This window comes from Flavimobilis sp. BM9, assembly GCF_058313055.1.
The window spans coordinates 127,876-142,894 of the sequence record NZ_JBZEMO010000004.1 but is presented as its reverse complement, the minus strand read 5'-3'; the positions used below and the strand labels follow the sequence as shown (position 1 = coordinate 142,894).

Below are 15,019 nucleotides of genomic sequence, written 5' to 3'. Positions count from 1 at the left end.
TGCCGTTACGTTCCAGTCCGACCAACACCCGTTGGCCCACCCCACGAACGAAGGCACGACCATGACCGCACGCTCGACTCGAGGGATCCTCACCCTTGCCCTGGCCGCACTCACGGCGACGGCGCTGAGCGCCTGCGGCCCGGAGCCTCTCAACGCCGCGACCAGCGGCGACGCCGCGAGCACGCAACTCAGCCTCGTCGGCTTCGCCGTCCCCAAGGCCGCGAACGACGCCGCCCAGGCCGCGTTCGCGACGACCTCCGCGGGCGCCGGCACCACGTGGACGACGTCGTACGGCGCCTCGGGCGACCAGTCCCGCGCCGTCGAGTCAGGGCTCGACGCCGACTACGTCCACTTCTCCCTCACGGGGGACGTGACGCGCCTCGTCGACGCGGGCCTCGTCGCGGACACCTGGGACGACGGCGACAACAAGGGCATCGTCAGCGACTCCGTCGTCGTGCTCGTCGTCCGGGAGGGCAACCCCAAGAACATCCAGGGCTGGGAGGACCTCGTCCGGGACGACGTCACGATCGTCTCCCCCAACCCTGGCTCGTCCGGCTCGGCACGCTGGAACATCCTCGCCGCGTACGGCTCCGTCATCGCGAAGGGCGGCACCGAGGCAGACGCCGCCGAGTACCTCACGGCGTTCTTCCAGAACGTCGCCGCCCTGCCCGGCTCGGGCCGGGACGCGACGACCGCGTTCACGTCCGGCACGGGCGACGTCCTCATCTCCTACGAGAACGAGGCGATCCTCGCGCGGCAGAACGGCGAGACGTTCGACTACGTCGTCCCCTCCGAGACCCTCCTCATCGAGAACCCCGCAGCCGTCCTCAAGGACGCCGACCCGAAGGCCCAGGCGTACCTCGACTTCGTCCTGACCGCCGACGGCCAGCGAGAGTTCGCCGCGAAGGGGTTCCGCCCCCTCGTCGACGTCGGCGCCATCGAGGTCGAGGGCGCGAACGACCCGAAGAACCCCTTCCCCGCCCCCGAGAAGCTGCTCACGATCGCCGACGACTTCGGCGGGTGGAGCGAGACCAGCACCAAGTTCTTCGGTGACACCGGCCTCGTCACCAAGATCCAGCAGGAGACGGGCAAGAAGTGAACCCGCCGCGCACCGCGCTCGAGCGGCCGGCCCCCCAGGGGCCGGCCGCCCCGGTCGCGTCCCCGGAGCCGACGGCTCCTGCGCCCATCACCCCCGGGCGCCCGCGGCGGGCACGACGCACACCTGGCGCCCGCGACCTGACGACGTCGTCACGTGTGGGGCTCGGCATCGCCGTCGTCTGGTTCTCCGTGCTCGCCCTGCTCCCGCTCGCAGCCGTCGTCGTCGCGACGTCCGACGGCGGATGGGGCGCCTTCCGCGCGACCCTCACCGACCCGCAGACCGCCGCCGCGATCAGCCTCACCCTCACGCACGCGCTGCTCGTCACGCTCGTCAACATGGTCATGGGCACCGTCATCGCCTGGGTCCTCGTACGCGACTCCTTCCCCGGCAAGCGCCTCCTCGAGGTGCTCATCGACATCCCGTTCGCGCTGCCCACGATCGTCGCCGGGCTCGTCCTGCTGTCCCTGTACGGGCCCGGCAGCCCCCTCGGCGTCAACGTCGCCAACACCGAGCTGTCCGTGACGCTCGCGCTGCTGTTCGTCACGCTGCCGTTCGTCGTCCGCACCGTCCAGCCCGTCCTCGCCGAGCTCGACCAGGACGTCGAAGAGGCGGCCGCCTCCCTCGGCGCGAGCCGCACGACCACCCTGCGGCGCGTGATCCTCCCGTCGCTCGTCCCCGCGATCGCCTCCGGCGCCGCACTGTCCTTCGCCCGCGGGATCAGCGAGTACGGCTCGCTCGTGCTGCTCTCCGGCAACCTGCCCATGCGCACCGAGGTCGCGTCCGTGCGCATCCTGTCCTACCTCGAGAACGGCGACCAGGCGGCAGCCGCCGCCGTCGCGACGCTGCTGCTCGCCGTCTCGCTCCTCGCGATCGTCACCCTCGACCTCATCCAGCGGAAGGTGGCGTCCCGTGGCTAGGAGCAAGACCACCACCTGGGTGCTGCGCGCCGTCGTCGTCGCGTACCTGGTGCTGCTCGTCGGCTGGCCCGTCAGCCTCGTCGTGCAGAACACCTTCGCCGACGGCCTCGCCTCGCTGCGGCACACGCTGAGCGAGCCGTCGGTCGTCTTCGCGCTCAAGCTCACCGTCGCGGTCGCCCTCCAGGCGACGCTCATCAACACCGTGTTCGGCGTCGGCATCTCGCTGCTGCTCGTCCGCCAGGAGTTCCGCGGCAAGCGGCTGCTCTCCTCGCTGCTCGACCTGCCGCTGTCTGTCTCCCCCGTCGTCGTCGGCCTCGCGCTCGTCCTCGCCTACGGCGGCCGCGGCACCTGGTTCGGACCGACGCTCGAGGCCAACGGGCTGCAGATCATCTTCGCGACACCGGGCATCGTGCTCGCGACCGCGTTCGTGTCCCTGCCGCTCGTGATCCGCGAGGTCGTGCCCGTCCTCACCGAGATCGGCACCGACGAGGAGCAGGCCGCACGGTCCCTCGGCGCGGGCGGGCTCCAGACCTTCTGGCGCATCACGCTGCCTGCGATCCGCTGGGCGATCGTCTACGGCGTCGTCCTCACCCTCGCCCGGTCCCTCGGCGAGTTCGGCGCCGTCAAGATCGTCTCCGGCAATCTCGAGGGCCGCACCCAGACCGCGACGCTCCTCGTCGAGCAGAAGTACCAGGACTTCGAGCAGGCCACCGCCTACGCGACGAGCTTCCTGCTGGCCGCCGTCTCCGTCGCCTGCATCATCGTGGTCTCCTTCCTGCGGCCCGAGACGAAGGCCCGTCGATGAGCGCCCCGCACCGCCCTCTCCGCCCGTCCCACCTCCAGGAGCGACCATGAGCATCGACGTCCGCGGCGTCGGCAAGAAGTTCGGCGACTTCGTCGCGCTCGACGACGTCTCCGTGTCCATCCCCACCGGCCAGCTCACCGCGCTGCTCGGCCCGTCCGGCGGCGGCAAGTCGACGCTCCTGCGGATCATCGCCGGGCTCGAGACGGCGGACACCGGCACCGTCTCGATCGAAGGCCGCGACGCGACGAGCCTGCCCGCGCAGAAGCGCAACGTCGGGTTCGTGTTCCAGCACTACGCCGCGTTCAAGCACCTGTCCGTGCGCAAGAACGTCGCCTTCGGCCTCGAGATCCGCAAGACCCCCAAGGACGAGGTGCGCGCCCGCGTCGACGAGCTGCTCGCGCTCGTGCACCTCACCCAGTTCGCCGACCGCAAGCCCGCGCAGCTCTCCGGCGGTCAGCGGCAGCGCATGGCGCTCGCCCGCGCGCTCGCCGTCCAGCCGTCCGTGCTGCTGCTCGACGAGCCGTTCGGCGCGCTCGACGCGAAGGTCCGCAAGGAGCTGCGCGACTGGCTGCGGCGGCTGCACGACGAGATCCCCGTGACGACCGTCTTCGTGACGCACGACCAGGAGGAGGCGCTCGAGGTCGCCGACGAGATCGTCGTCATCAACGAAGGGCGCGTCGAGCAGGTCGGGTCACCTGACGACCTCTATGACACCCCGGCGAACCAGTTCGTCATGGGCTTCCTCGGGCCGGTCACCACGCTCGGTGACCGCCTCGTGCGGCCGCACGACGTGCACGTGTTCACCGAGCCGCCCGCCGGTCTCGCCACCGTCGAGGGGCGGGTCGTGCGGGCGCTGCGCGTCGGGTTCGAGGTCCGGCTCGAGGTCGAGACCGCAGGCAGCCGCACCGAGGTGACGCTCACCCGTGCGGAGCAGCGCGCGCTCGGCGCCTCCGGCGGGTCGACCGTCTGGCTGCGCCCCGCGCCCGACGCCCGCACGCTCACCCTCGTCTGACACCCGCCCACCACGCCTCGCCCACGCGGCGCTGCCTGGTTCGGCGACAGATCGCCCGTCTGCACACGTCGCGTGTGCAAGCGGGCGATCCGTCGAGGAGGGATCTCGCCCCGGGCTCAGCCGCCGGGCCCCCGGTTCAGCGGCGTGAGCGGCGGTCGGCGACGAGCGCCCAGACCACACCGACGACGAGACCCGCAAGGGTGACCTCGAGCGTGAGGATCGAGCGAGACCACCCGGGGTGCCCAGGCTCGAGGGCGAACACGTTGAGCGCCGCGCTCACGACCAGCCCCACGACGATCCCCGTCAGCGCGAACGCCTTGAACCGGGGCGCGCGGCGCACGGTGCTCGGGTCGACGACGGCGGTCACGGCGACCTCGGGCGTCGCTTCGGCGTTCGCTGCGGCCTCGGGCGCGGGCACGGTGGCGTCCGTCGGCGCGGGGTCGGGCGTCGTCGTGCTCGGCTGCTGCGGGTCGGTGGAAGTCACGTTCCGACCCTAGCCGCTCGGCGCGGTCGTCCTACGATCGAGCCATGCCCGCACGACGCCGCACCGACCCCGCCGCAGGACGCGCCGCGATCGCCGCCTGGCGCGAGGACCCGACCGACCGACGCGCCCGCGCGACCGCCGTCCGCTTCACGCTCGAGGAGATCGCCGAGATCGAGCCCGGCCACGCCGTCGAGGTCCGCATCCCGCCCGACGGCGCCGTCCAGGCGATCGAGGGCCCTCGCCACACGCGGGACACCCCGCCGAACGTCGTCGAGACAGACCCGCAGACGTGGCTCGGCATCGTCACCGGCGAGATCGCCTGGGCCGACGCCGTCGCCGACGGGCGCCTGCGCGCATCCGGCACGCGCGCAGACATATCCCGGCTGTTTCCCCTGCAGGCCGCTCGCGCACGCTGACGCGGCAGCTCCGGTGTCAGGGGCAGCCGATAGCGTCCCGACCATGATCGACACGTTCGCCCCAGCACCGCCCCTCCGCTCCGCACGCCTCCTGCTGAGCCCGCTCTCGCACGCGGACGTGGACGCGGTGCACGCGATCTTCGCGGACGAGCGCACCTGGCGGCACCTCCCGAGCGGGCGTCACACGGACGTCGAGCAGACGGTCACGATGATCGAGCGCTCGCTCGCGAGCCTTGCCGAGCACGGCTGCGGCAGCTGGTCGATGCGCCTCGCCGAGGGCGGGCCCGACGGGCCCGTGATCGGCGTCGGTGGCGTCACGTGGTCCGCGGTCGGCTGCTGGAACCTCGGCAACCGGCTCGCACCCGAAGCATGGGGCAAGGGACTCGCGACCGAGGTCGCGCGAGCGGGGATCGTGCACGCCCGCCGCGCCGAGCCCGACGCCCCCGTGACCGCACGCGTGCTCGCGACGAACCCCGCATCGATCCGCGTGCTCGACCACGTGGGCCTCACCCAGGTGTGGCGGGGCGTCCCGCGCGACCGCACGCTCGTCGCCGCCGACGCCGAACGGATCGTCTTCAGCGACCGGCGCCTGAGCGCCGAGACCCGCGACAGGCTCATCGCGCTCGGGTGACACCTCCACCCGCCGCAGCGGGCTCCTCCGCGAGCTCGAAGCCCACCTTGCCGTCGCCCACCTCAGCGTGCGCGAGCCGAACCCGCACGCGGCTGCCCAGCTCGAGATCGGCCCCCGGCGACGAGACCTTCGCGCGCACCGCCGGCTCCGCGATCATCACCGTGCCGCGACCGCGGCTGCCGTTCGTGTCGACGACCACGCCGTCGAACACCTCGCCCTCACGCCCCCTCAGCACCGCCGCCTCGACAGCGTCCACGCAACCCCGCTCGAACGCCGCCGCACGCTGCCCCGTCGACGACATGATCTCCGGCAGACCAGCGAGACCCTCGCGCACCCACGCAGGCACGGGCTCACCCGCGCTCACCGCCGCGCACACCTCGAGCCCGTAGCGGTCGACGAGCCGCCGCAACGGCGCAGTCACGTGCGCATAGGGCGCCGCGATCGCCGCGTGCTGCGCGTCCGCAGGCTCAGCGGGCAGCGGATGCCCCGCCTCGGCGTCGAGCACCCGGTAGTCCGCACCGCGGAACAGCGACGTCGCCTCGTTCATGAACGCCGCATGCGCAGGCGTGCGCGCGTCCAGGCGGTCCAGGAGGTCCGCATACGCGAGCGACGCCGGCCACTCGATACCGAGCGCTGCAGCAGCCCGCCGCAGCCGCGCGAGGTCGCGCGGGTCCGCAGGCGGGAGCGTCCGCAGGATCCCGACGCCCGCCCCGACCATCATCCGCGCGGCCGCCATCCCTGTTAGCAAGGAGATCTGCGCGTTCCACGCCTCGACCGGCAGCACCTCACGGAACTCGAGGTGCACGCCAGCGCCGTCGACCACCGCCTGCTGCTCCGGCACGTCGAGCGAGACGCCGCCGCGGTCCCGCTCGCGGTCCAGCCGCAGCACTCCGACCTCTCGCAGGAGGAGAAGCACGTCAGTCGCGCTCCCGTCGTCGATCGCGGCCTGCGCGCCCGCGTAGCTGAGCCGTGCGCGCGAGCGCACCACCGCCCGACGCACCTGCGCGTCCACCTGCTCGCCACGCGCGTCGAGCCGCACGTCCCACAGGTACGCGAACCGGTCGACGTCGGGCAGGAGGCTCAGCACGCCCTCGCTCAGGACGGGCGGATGCAGGGGCAGGCGCGTCGCCGGCCCGTAGACGGTCGTGCCACGCTCGCGCGTCACCCGGTCGAGCGCGCCACCCGGCGTGACGGCCTGCGCGACGTCCGCGATCGCGTAGCGCACGCGGAAGCCCGACCCGTCGCGCTCGATGTGCACCGCCTGGTCGAGGTCCATCGAGCCCGGCGGGTCGATCGTCACGAGCGCGACGTCACGGGCGTCGAGCACGTCCGCAGGCGGTGCCGCGAGCTCCGCAACGACACGCGCAGCCGCGGCCTCCGCCTCGGCGAGCGCGTCCGCGGGGAAGTGCACCTCGAGCCCCAGGTCGATGCGCAGCTGCTCGAACCGGTCCGCCAGGGTAGGAGACGGCGACGGCTCGAGCCGCATCGTGTGACGCGTCAACGCGCCCTCCGGTCCACGAGACCGAGCGCGTACTCGGTCCACCAGGTACCGGCGGCGGGACCACCGTTGCAGGTGCCGTCGCTCTCGCCCGGGCGCTTGACCCACAGGTAGGCGTCGAGCCGCGAGCCCCCGACCCAGCGGGGCTTCACGCCGAGCCCCTGCCCGGGCGGGTTGCACCACTGGGCTCCCGCGGTTGCCCGACCGTTGCGCGCGGTGTCGATCACGTAGTGCCGGTTCTTCGGCTTCACCCCGAGCTTGCCGAGCGCCTTCGACACCTTCGCGGCGTACGCGCGCTCGTTCTTGGTCGACTGGAAGTTCGAGACGTTCGTCGCGAAGCCGCGCGCCTTCGCGACCCCGGCAGCCTTGAGCCGCTTCGCCATGTCCGCAGGCGTGCGCCAGTTCGAGTGGCCCGCGTCGATGTAGACGAGGGCACCTGCGGCGGAGAGCTTGCCGACGGCGTACCTGAGCAGTTTTGCGCGCTGCGTACCGCCGCAGTCGAGGCCGAGCGCGTCGGGCTCCAGCACGACGATCGCCTTGCTGCCTCGTAGGCCGGCGGCCACCTCGCGGACCCATCGCTTGTACGTCGCGGCGTCGAACCCGCCGGACGAGTAGCCGCCGCAGTCGCGGCCCGGGATCGCGTAGAGGACGAGCTGCGGCATGGCCTTGGCCTTGGTGGCCTTGCGCGTGTAGGTCCGTACGTCCTTGCGGACGGACGACGTCGGGTTCCAGGTGCCGAACCACTTCGCCTGGGCGGTGCTGGAGATGACCTTGAGCTTCTTCGCCTCGCTCGTCCGGCCCGCGCTCACGGCTGCCCTGCGGGCCGTCTCGGCCTGGCTGTCCTTGTCGACGTAGAGCTTGCGCACCTTCGACGCGGTCGCGACGACGTGCGCGACGGACACGTGGGCGCCTGCGGCAGCCGCGGCGTCGGGCGTCGAGGGCAGGCGGTCCGTCCCGGCGGCGGCCGTCGCGCCAGGGACGGCGAGGACCAGGGCCAGGGCGAGGGCGACGGAGGTGCGGCGGCGGCGTCGAGCGGTGCGAGGCATGAGACGAACGTAGCGCGGATCCGCCGGGCGGGTAGGGCGAGCGCGGCGGCATGACAGCGGGCGGGCCCCCTCATGAGGAGCCCGCCCGCTGGTGCGCCGCGCTCCCGGGTGAGGGGGCGACGCAACCTCACGCGGCGTGCCGCGTGAGGAGGTGGTGACCGGTCAGATGACGCCGAGCGCGAGCATCGCGTCGGCGACCTTCGTGAAGCCGGCGATGTTGGCGCCCGCGACGTAGTTGCCCGGCTGGCCGTACTCGTCCGCCGTGGCGGCGCAGCGGTCGTGGATCGCGCTCATGATGCGGGCGAGGCGCTCCTCGGTGTGCTCGAAGGACCACGCGTCGCGGCTCGCGTTCTGCTGCATCTCGAGGGCCGACGTCGCGACGCCGCCCGCGTTCGCGGCCTTGCCCGGGGCGAAGAGCACCCCGGCGTCCTGGAGCATCGAGATCGCGGCCGGGGTCGTGGGCATGTTCGCGCCCTCGGCGACGGCGAGGACGCCTGAGGCGATGAGCGCCTTGGCGTCCTGCTCGTCGAGCTCGTTCTGCGTCGCGCACGGCAGCGCGACGTCGGCGCCGAGCTCCCACACGCGGGCTCCCTCGACGAACTTCGCCGACGGGCGGCGGGCGGCGTACTCGGCGATGCGGGCGCGCTCGACCTCCTTCACCTGGCGGACGAGGTCGACGTCGATGCCGGCCTCGTCGACGACGTAGCCGGACGAGTCGGAGCACGCGACGACGTGGCCGCCGAGCTGCTGCGCCTTCTGCATCGCGTAGATCGCGACGTTGCCGGAGCCGGAGACGACGACGCGCTTGCCCTCGAAGGACGTGCCCTTGGTCTCGAGCATGTGCTGCGCGAAGAACACGGTGCCGTAGCCGGTCGCCTCCGTGCGGACGAGCGAGCCGCCCCACGTGATGCCCTTGCCGGTGAGGACGCCGGACTCGTAGCGGTTGGTGATGCGCTTGTACTGGCCGAAGAGGTAGCCGATCTCACGGCCGCCGACGCCGATGTCACCTGCGGGGACGTCGGTGTACTCGCCGATGTGGCGGTAGAGCTCGGTCATGAAGGACTGGCAGAAGCGCATGACCTCGGCGTCGGACTTGCCGCGCGGGTCGAAGTCCGAGCCGCCCTTGCCGCCGCCGATCGGCATGCCGGTCAGAGAGTTCTTGAAGACCTGCTCGAAGCCGAGGAACTTCACGATGCCGAGGTAGACGGACGGATGGAACCGCAGGCCGCCCTTGTACGGGCCGAGCGCGGAGTTGAACTCGACGCGGAATCCTCGGTTGATCTGGATCTGGCCATGGTCGTCGACCCACGGGACGCGGAAGATGATCTGGCGCTCGGGCTCGCAGATGCGCTGGAGCACAGCGGCGTCCGCGTACTGGGGGTTCTTCTCGAGGACGGGACCCAGCGAGTCGAAGACCTCGCGTACTGCCTGGTGGAACTCCTCCTCACCGGGGTTGCGCCGGAGCACCTGCTCGAAGACGGGCGCGAGTGAGCTCTGCATGGGTTCTCCTCGGACGACGTGATGCGTGCCGATCACTGTCTCACCCGACAAACCTGGACGGGCGTGCCGTCTCATGATGCGACCCCCCTTCAGCATCGCTAAACCCTCGTGGCGACGCCGTTTCTCTGACCTCGACTCTCAGGATGTGAGACTTTGGTCCTAGCCGAACGGTGGCGCCGCGGCACGGTCGGCCGTCAGGCCCGATCCTGACCAGCCACCCAGCCTGGAGAGTCGAGGTTGATCGGCGCATCGCCGACGAGCTGGGCGAGCTGCACCTCGAGCCGCGCGAGCTCGGCAGCACCCAGACGCCCCTCCCAGCGCGCCCGCACCTCGTCGAAGATCGCGGCCCCCTCGGCGATCAGACCGTCCCCGCGATCCGTGATGCGGATCTTCTTGCGGCGGACATCGGCAGGGTCCACCTCGGTGGTCACGTAGCCGCGCTCCACGAGCGCGGCGATCGTCTTCGCGGCTGCCTGCTTGCTGACGGCGAGCCTGCGGGCCAGATCCGAGGCGCTGTCGGCGCCCGCACGGATGGCCTGGATCGCATGCTCGTGCGAGGGCCGGGCGTCGGGGTAGCCCCGCTTCGCCAGCTCGCGGACCACCTCGTCGACGAGGTTGCGATAGCTGCCGAGCAGCAGGAGAGCGAGATCGGCGCCGGATCGCGAGGACACAGAGGAAGTCTAGGCCCCCCTTGACATCGACAACTAGGTTGACCAAATACTTGGTCAACCTAGTTGTCGATCTGAGGAGCCGTCCCATGTCCAGCCCCGTCACGACCACGTCGCCCACGCTGCCGGGTGTCACCCACCACGTCGCGCAGGTCCACGGCACCCAGCTCCATTACGTCGCAGCAGGCGACACCGGCTCGCCGGTCCTGCTCGTGCACGGATGGCCCGAGTCCTGGTGGGCATTCCGCGACGTCATCCCCCTGCTCGCCTCCGACCACCGCGTATTCGCCGTCGACCTCCGCGGCTTCGGCGACTCCAGCTCCGACCCTGGTGACCTCGCCACGACTGCCGAGGACCTGCACCACCTCGTCGACCACCTGGACGTCGGCCCCGTCCACGTCACCGGTCAAGACATCAGCGGCGGCGTCGTATTCACGTTCGCTGCCACGCACCCCGACGACGTCCTCAGCGTCACCGCCGTCGAGACTGCCCTTCCAGGCCACGGCTGGGAGATGCTCGCCGACGTCCAGAACGGCGGGTCCTGGCACGTCGGCTTCCTCGCCGCGCCCGGGGTCGCCGAGCAGTTCCTCACCGGACGCGAGCGCATGATGCTCGACTGGGCTCTATCGGCGATGACGAAGAACCCGGACGTGATCACCGAGGCCGACGTCGACGAGCTCACCCGCACCTATGCGCGCCCCGGGGGCTGGCGCGGCACCGAGGCGCTCTACCGTTCCTCCCTCACCGGCGGGGATCAGATGAAGGCACTCGCCCGGTCGCGACCCCTCACCGTTCCGGTGCTCGCCGTCGACGGCGTGAACGCCCCGTTCACCGAGCAGACGATGCGCCAGGTCGCAGGCGACGTGACCGCGGTCGTGATCCCCGACGTCGGGCACCTCGTCGCACAGGAAGCACCTGCCTCGTTCGCCGCCGCCGTCAGTGACTTCCTCGCGCGCATCGACCGGACTCGCTGATCGACCCGGGCCTGGTGCCGTCCACGACCGGCGTCTGGCGAACGGGGTGGGCGAACACGCGCATCCGGGCGATCTGCGGTCCTTCAGTCCAGGTCCTCGCCCGCGAGCGCACGAGCGGCCAGGTGCTCCTCGTGAGCGAGCTCCCACACCTCGCGCGCGGCCCGCACGTTGAGCACGACGATCCCGACGCCCAGCACGATGTCCGGCCACCCCGACATCGTCAGCGCGGTCAGCACCCCGACGACGATGATCGCGACGTTCACCAGCACGTCGTTGCGCGCCGACAAGAACGCGCCCGTCACCATCGACCCGCCCGCGCCACGGAACCTCGCCAGGACGATCGCGCACACGAGGTTGACGACCGCCGCGCCGCCCGCCGTGAGCCCCAGCGCGAGCGGGTCCGGCGGCTCCGGCGCCCCCGCCTTCGCGAACGCCCGGCAGGCCGCCGCGAGCGCCGGCACCAGGATGAGCAGCGCGAGGACCTTGCCCGCGACCGCCTGCCGTCGCAGCGACCACCCGAGCGCCACGAGCACGAGCACGTTGATCGCGGTGTCCTCCAGGAAGTCGACCGCGTCCGCGAACAGCGACACGGAACCGATCGAGAGCGCTACCGCGCCCTCGACGCCCGCGTACGCCAGGTTGAGCAGCGCGACGAGCGCGACCGCGCGCCGCAGGGCGGCGACACGTCCGGCGTCCGGGGATGTCATCGCGCCGTGAGCCGTGCGAGGGCGAACCGCTCCGCGCGCGCACGGACCGGAGCGTCCGGTGCCGACGCCTCGTCCGCGAGGTCCGCGAGGACACGCCCGAGGGCGGGCGCGAACTTGAACCCGTGCCCCGAGAAGCCTGCCGCGACGACCACGCGCCCGACGCGGTCCAGCACGAAGTCGTGGTCCGGCGTCGTCGTGTACGTGCACGAGACCGCCGCGAACGCGTCCGGGTCGACGCCCGGGACGCGAGTCGCCACATAGTCGCGCAGCTGCGCGAGCTGACGCTCGTCCGGCTGGAACGTCCGCCGGTCCGGGTGCACCACAGGCCCGACGCCGTGGAAGCCCACCTTGACACCCTCCCCCGGCGTCTCGAGCCCGTACGCGCCCGACGGCCAGCGCCTGCCCGGACCGACGGCGTCGGCGCCCGGGTCGTGCGTGAACGATGGCCACGGCACGGCCGGGTCGCGCGGCGCGAAGTGCGCCGGCTGCTCCTGCGTCACGACGAGCCGCGACAGCCCGGCGAGCTCCGGCCGCCGGGCCTCGCCGCCGCGCACGTCAGCAAGGAGGTCCGTGCTCCACGCCCCCGCCGCGACGACGACGCGCTGCGCGACGAGCTCGGCGACGTCGTCGTCCGTCGACGCCGCGAACGGCTCCGGCTCCGTGCGCACCAGCACGCCACCCGGCACGTCCTCGAGCGCCGTCACGCGGCGACCGTGGACGACACGCGCACCGTGCGCGACGGCGTCGGCCTGGAACGCCGCGACCGCGCGGTCCGCGTGCAGCCGGCCCGCAGTCTCAGGCTCGACGAGGACCTGCCCCTCGAACGCGAGACCAGGCCAACGCTCGGCAGCCTCCGCCGCGCTCACGAGCGCGTGCGGCACACCGCGCGAACCGAGGGCCGCCGCGAGGGCGGCGAGGTGCCCCTGCAGCGACGGCCCGCCGGACGCGACACCGCCCGTGATCGTCAGGATGTCCTCGCCCGTCACAGCCTCGAGCTCGCGCCACAGGCCGTGCGCCTCGAGCGTGAGGTCGAGGTACTCGGGCTCCGTGTATGTCGTGCGGTAGATGCGCGACGCGCCGTGCGACGCACCCCGCACGTGCCCGGCGCCGAATCGCTCCAGGAGGACGACGTCGGCCCCGCGCCGCGCGAGCGCCCAGGCCGCCGCGGACCCGACCACTCCTCCGCCGACGACGATCGTCTGGACTCGCTGGCTCATTCTTGCTCCTCGGAACGCCGACGTGTCAGGCGCCGCACGGTGCCGACCACGGCATCGTTCCACCTGCCCGCCGCGCCCGGCAGGGCGGTCCACCTGCCGTCGCGGCTCCGCGCACGCCGGCTCGCGCCCCACCCCGGCCCCGTCCGCGAGGGAGGGAGTTGCATGCGACGTCGGGGGCTGCGCTCGAGGTAGGCAGTTGCGTGCGACGTCGGGGGCTGCGCTCGAGGTAGGGCCTTGCGCGCGAAGTAGGGGCTTGCAAGGCCCCACCTCACACCGGAACCCCTACCTCGCGAGGGAGGCCCTACCTCGCGAGGGCAGCGCGGGCGGCCGTCCGCGCGGACGGACCTACGCGGCGGTCGGACCTACGCGACGGTCGGCCCGCCCGCAGCGGACGCCCGCTCGTGGGCGAGCAGCGCGTACTGGAACGTGTCGTGCCACACGCGGCTGCCGTCGTCGGCCACCGCGAAGCTCGCGGCGGCGAGCATGTGCGCCTCTCGCCGCATGCCGAGCCGCTCGAGCAGCTCCCACGACCGCGTGTTCAGCGGGTTGCAGCGCGCGACGACGCGGTGCGCACGCCGCTCGACGAACAGCTCCTCGAGCAGCGCCCGGCACGCCTCGGTCGCGTACCCGTGCCCCCATTCACGAGGGTCGAACACGTAGCCGATCTCCCAGGTCGCCCAGTCCGGGTGCGCGTGCGGCGCGACGTAGAGGTTGCCGATCAGCCGGTCGTCGTCTCGCAGGCACACCCCCAGGAACGCCGGGTCCTGCGCTCGTGCGGCCGCCGCCGTGACCGCGTCCTCGAGGGTGAAGACGCCGTACGGCTCGAACTCGACCGCGCGTGGCTGGGAGAGATAGCCGTGCAGCGCAGGCCCGTCGTGCGGGGTGAACGAGCGCAAGGTGAGGCGGGCGGTATGCCGCGGGGCTGTCATCGCTCGAGTCTTCCGAGGCGCGTTCGTGCACGTCAACGACATTGAAGCCAGCGGGCCGCGGACGGCCTCGCCACCCCGGCCCGGTCCTGGGACGATGACGCCGTGCAGGTCTGCACCACGACGCCCCCTCCAGGAGGACCCATGCCCGTCACGCTGCCGCCGTCCGTCCACGTGGAGCCGGGCGTGGGCGACGCCGAGCTGCTCGTCGTCGAGACGCCGTCGGGCACCGCGCGCCTGCACACGTACGGCGCGCACCTCGTCTCGTGGGTGCCGACAGGCGGCGCGGACGCGCTGTGGGTATCCCCGCGCTCCGCGTACACGCCTGGCGCTGCGATCCGCGGCGGTGTGCCGCTGTGCTTCCCGTGGTTCGGCCCGCACCCGTCGGGGACGGGGCCCGCGCACGGCTTCGCGCGCACGTCCGTGTGGCGCCTCGTCGAGGCGACGGACCTGCCCGACGACGCCGCTCACCCCGGCGGCGGCGTCGCCGTGACGCTCGCGCTCACCGAGCAGGACGTCGACCCCGCGCTCACGAGCGTGTGGCCGCACCCGTTCGAGGCACGCGTGCGCCTCGTCGTCGGGCGCGAGCTGTCGCTGTCGCTCGCCGTGACGAACACGGGCGGGACGACGTTCACCGTCTCGGAGGCGCTGCACACCTACCTCGCGGTAGGCGACGTGCGCCGCGCGATCGTCACAGGGCTCGACGGCGCGACGTACGTGGACAAGGTCGCCGACGACGTCCGCGTGCAGGTCGGCCCCGTGACGCTCGACGGCGAGACCGACCGCGTCTACACCGGCACCGGCGCGACGACGCAGGTCGTCGAGCCCGGCCGGCCCACCGTGACGGTCGCGAAGTCCGGGTCACGGTCGACCGTCGTGTGGAACCCGTGGGCTGAGAAGGCCGCCGCGATGGCGGACGTGCCCGACGACGCATGGCCCGGCTTCCTCTGCGTCGAGACGGCGAACGCTCTCGACGACACGCTCACGGTCGAGCCCGGCGAGACACGCACGATCACCGCCCGCCTTTCGGTCGGCTGAGCACCCCGGCGCTCCCCTCCCCACCCCCGCGCCCCGCGCCCCGCGCCCCGCGCCCCGCGCCCTCGCCGAAGTAGGTGCTTT

General features: G+C 72.5%; 16 protein-coding genes. 8 read left to right on the top strand and 8 right to left on the bottom strand.

Annotated features, from left to right (window positions below; all coding sequences use genetic code 11):
• Window positions 1-61: 61 nt before the first annotated feature.
• The 4 genes from AC4F3Q_RS08495 to AC4F3Q_RS08480 are packed head-to-tail and all read left to right on the top strand — an operon-like array spanning window position 62 to window position 3,833.
• A complete protein-coding gene (locus AC4F3Q_RS08495; protein WP_491039587.1) occupies window positions 62-1,099 on the top strand; it encodes a sulfate ABC transporter substrate-binding protein in 1,038 nt (345 codons plus the stop codon).
• Entirely contained in the window at window positions 1,096-2,016 is a 921-nt protein-coding gene (gene cysT / locus AC4F3Q_RS08490) for a sulfate ABC transporter permease subunit CysT (RefSeq protein WP_491039586.1), read from the top strand. The genes AC4F3Q_RS08495 and cysT overlap by 4 nt, the downstream gene beginning before the upstream one ends.
• Window positions 2,009-2,821 (top strand): sulfate ABC transporter permease subunit, encoded by an 813-nt coding sequence (locus AC4F3Q_RS08485; RefSeq protein ID WP_491039585.1) that lies wholly within the window; start codon window positions 2,009-2,011, stop codon window positions 2,819-2,821. The genes cysT and AC4F3Q_RS08485 overlap by 8 nt, the downstream gene beginning before the upstream one ends.
• A 46-nt stretch (window positions 2,822-2,867) precedes the next feature.
• On the top strand, window positions 2,868-3,833 hold the full coding sequence (locus AC4F3Q_RS08480; RefSeq protein WP_168448001.1) for a sulfate/molybdate ABC transporter ATP-binding protein: 966 nt from the start codon (window positions 2,868-2,870) through the stop codon (window positions 3,831-3,833).
• Between the two features lie 136 nt (window positions 3,834-3,969).
• Here AC4F3Q_RS08480 and AC4F3Q_RS08475 read toward each other — a convergent pair whose 3' ends face one another.
• The gene (locus AC4F3Q_RS08475) at window positions 3,970-4,317 is read right to left on the bottom strand and encodes a hypothetical protein (RefSeq protein WP_491039584.1); all 348 of its coding nucleotides are present in this window, start codon (window positions 4,315-4,317) and stop codon (window positions 3,970-3,972) included.
• 44 nt (window positions 4,318-4,361) lie between these two features.
• On the opposite strand from AC4F3Q_RS08475, the gene AC4F3Q_RS08470 reads away from it, so the two are divergent.
• Together AC4F3Q_RS08470 and AC4F3Q_RS08465 are read left to right on the top strand one after the other, a co-directional pair.
• Complete coding sequence (locus AC4F3Q_RS08470) at window positions 4,362-4,733, top strand: sterol carrier family protein (RefSeq protein ID WP_491039583.1); 372 nt, start codon at window positions 4,362-4,364, stop codon at window positions 4,731-4,733.
• A 43-nt stretch (window positions 4,734-4,776) separates the two neighbouring features.
• Window positions 4,777-5,364 carry a GNAT family N-acetyltransferase gene (locus tag AC4F3Q_RS08465; protein ID WP_491039582.1) on the top strand — a complete coding sequence of 196 codons (588 nt, stop codon included), beginning with the start codon at window positions 4,777-4,779 and terminating at the stop codon, window positions 5,362-5,364.
• Here the strand turns inward: AC4F3Q_RS08465 and AC4F3Q_RS08460 are convergent.
• The 4 genes from AC4F3Q_RS08460 to AC4F3Q_RS08445 form a co-directional block, all read right to left on the bottom strand.
• Window positions 5,348-6,865 carry an RNB domain-containing ribonuclease gene (locus AC4F3Q_RS08460; protein ID WP_491039581.1) on the bottom strand — a complete coding sequence of 506 codons (1,518 nt, stop codon included), beginning with the start codon at window positions 6,863-6,865 and terminating at the stop codon, window positions 5,348-5,350. The genes AC4F3Q_RS08465 and AC4F3Q_RS08460 overlap by 17 nt on opposite strands.
• On the bottom strand, window positions 6,862-7,908 hold the full coding sequence (locus tag AC4F3Q_RS08455; RefSeq protein ID WP_491039580.1) for a glycoside hydrolase family 6 protein: 1,047 nt from the start codon (window positions 7,906-7,908) through the stop codon (window positions 6,862-6,864). The genes AC4F3Q_RS08460 and AC4F3Q_RS08455 overlap by 4 nt, the downstream gene beginning before the upstream one ends.
• Before the next feature lie 162 nt (window positions 7,909-8,070).
• Window positions 8,071-9,408, bottom strand: coding sequence for an NADP-specific glutamate dehydrogenase (gene gdhA, locus AC4F3Q_RS08450; protein ID WP_168447996.1), 1,338 nt, complete (start codon window positions 9,406-9,408; stop codon window positions 8,071-8,073).
• 194 nt (window positions 9,409-9,602) lie between these two features.
• Window positions 9,603-10,079: a MarR family winged helix-turn-helix transcriptional regulator gene (locus AC4F3Q_RS08445; protein ID WP_491039579.1), complete on the bottom strand. Its 477-nt coding sequence runs from the start codon at window positions 10,077-10,079 to the stop codon at window positions 9,603-9,605.
• An 86-nt stretch (window positions 10,080-10,165) separates the two neighbouring features.
• Here AC4F3Q_RS08445 and AC4F3Q_RS08440 point away from each other — a divergent pair, with 86 nt between their 5' ends.
• Entirely contained in the window at window positions 10,166-11,050 is an 885-nt protein-coding gene (locus AC4F3Q_RS08440) for an alpha/beta fold hydrolase (protein ID WP_491039578.1), read from the top strand.
• An 83-nt stretch (window positions 11,051-11,133) separates the two neighbouring features.
• On the opposite strand, the gene AC4F3Q_RS08435 is transcribed toward AC4F3Q_RS08440, so the two are convergent.
• The 3 genes from AC4F3Q_RS08435 to AC4F3Q_RS08425 all read right to left on the bottom strand — a co-directional run bounded on the left by AC4F3Q_RS08435 (window position 11,134) and on the right by AC4F3Q_RS08425 (window position 13,903).
• Complete coding sequence (locus AC4F3Q_RS08435; RefSeq protein ID WP_491039577.1) at window positions 11,134-11,757, bottom strand: cation efflux transmembrane domain-containing protein; 624 nt, start codon at window positions 11,755-11,757, stop codon at window positions 11,134-11,136.
• Window positions 11,754-12,974 carry an FAD-dependent oxidoreductase gene (locus AC4F3Q_RS08430; protein WP_491039576.1) on the bottom strand — a complete coding sequence of 407 codons (1,221 nt, stop codon included), beginning with the start codon at window positions 12,972-12,974 and terminating at the stop codon, window positions 11,754-11,756. The genes AC4F3Q_RS08435 and AC4F3Q_RS08430 overlap by 4 nt, the downstream gene beginning before the upstream one ends.
• 362 nt (window positions 12,975-13,336) lie before the next feature.
• A complete protein-coding gene (locus AC4F3Q_RS08425; protein ID WP_491039575.1) occupies window positions 13,337-13,903 on the bottom strand; it encodes a GNAT family N-acetyltransferase in 567 nt (188 codons plus the stop codon).
• Between the two features lie 141 nt (window positions 13,904-14,044).
• On the opposite strand from AC4F3Q_RS08425, the gene AC4F3Q_RS08420 reads away from it, so the two are divergent.
• Window positions 14,045-14,938, top strand: a complete 894-nt coding sequence (locus tag AC4F3Q_RS08420) for a D-hexose-6-phosphate mutarotase (protein WP_491039574.1) — start codon at window positions 14,045-14,047, stop codon at window positions 14,936-14,938.
• The last annotated feature ends 81 nt before the right edge of the window (window positions 14,939-15,019 follow it).

Bases quoted from the DNA above. Each gene is read 5' to 3' on its own strand.
- AC4F3Q_RS08470 (WP_491039583.1), top strand. From the start codon at position 4,362: ATGCCCGCACGACGCCGCACCGACCCCGCCGCAGGACGCGCCGCGATC.
- AC4F3Q_RS08480 (WP_168448001.1), top strand. From the start codon at position 2,868: ATGAGCATCGACGTCCGCGGCGTCGGCAAGAAGTTCGGCGACTTCGTC.
- AC4F3Q_RS08420 (WP_491039574.1), top strand. From the start codon at position 14,045: ATGCCCGTCACGCTGCCGCCGTCCGTCCACGTGGAGCCGGGCGTGGGC.
- AC4F3Q_RS08495 (WP_491039587.1), top strand. From the start codon at position 62: ATGACCGCACGCTCGACTCGAGGGATCCTCACCCTTGCCCTGGCCGCA.
- AC4F3Q_RS08435 (WP_491039577.1), bottom strand. From the start codon at position 11,757: ATGACATCCCCGGACGCCGGACGTGTCGCCGCCCTGCGGCGCGCGGTC.
- AC4F3Q_RS08430 (WP_491039576.1), bottom strand. From the start codon at position 12,974: ATGAGCCAGCGAGTCCAGACGATCGTCGTCGGCGGAGGAGTGGTCGGG.
- AC4F3Q_RS08425 (WP_491039575.1), bottom strand. From the start codon at position 13,903: ATGACAGCCCCGCGGCATACCGCCCGCCTCACCTTGCGCTCGTTCACC.
- AC4F3Q_RS08455 (WP_491039580.1), bottom strand. From the start codon at position 7,908: ATGCCTCGCACCGCTCGACGCCGCCGCCGCACCTCCGTCGCCCTCGCC.
- gdhA (WP_168447996.1), bottom strand. From the start codon at position 9,408: ATGCAGAGCTCACTCGCGCCCGTCTTCGAGCAGGTGCTCCGGCGCAAC.
- AC4F3Q_RS08440 (WP_491039578.1), top strand. From the start codon at position 10,166: ATGTCCAGCCCCGTCACGACCACGTCGCCCACGCTGCCGGGTGTCACC.
- AC4F3Q_RS08465 (WP_491039582.1), top strand. From the start codon at position 4,777: ATGATCGACACGTTCGCCCCAGCACCGCCCCTCCGCTCCGCACGCCTC.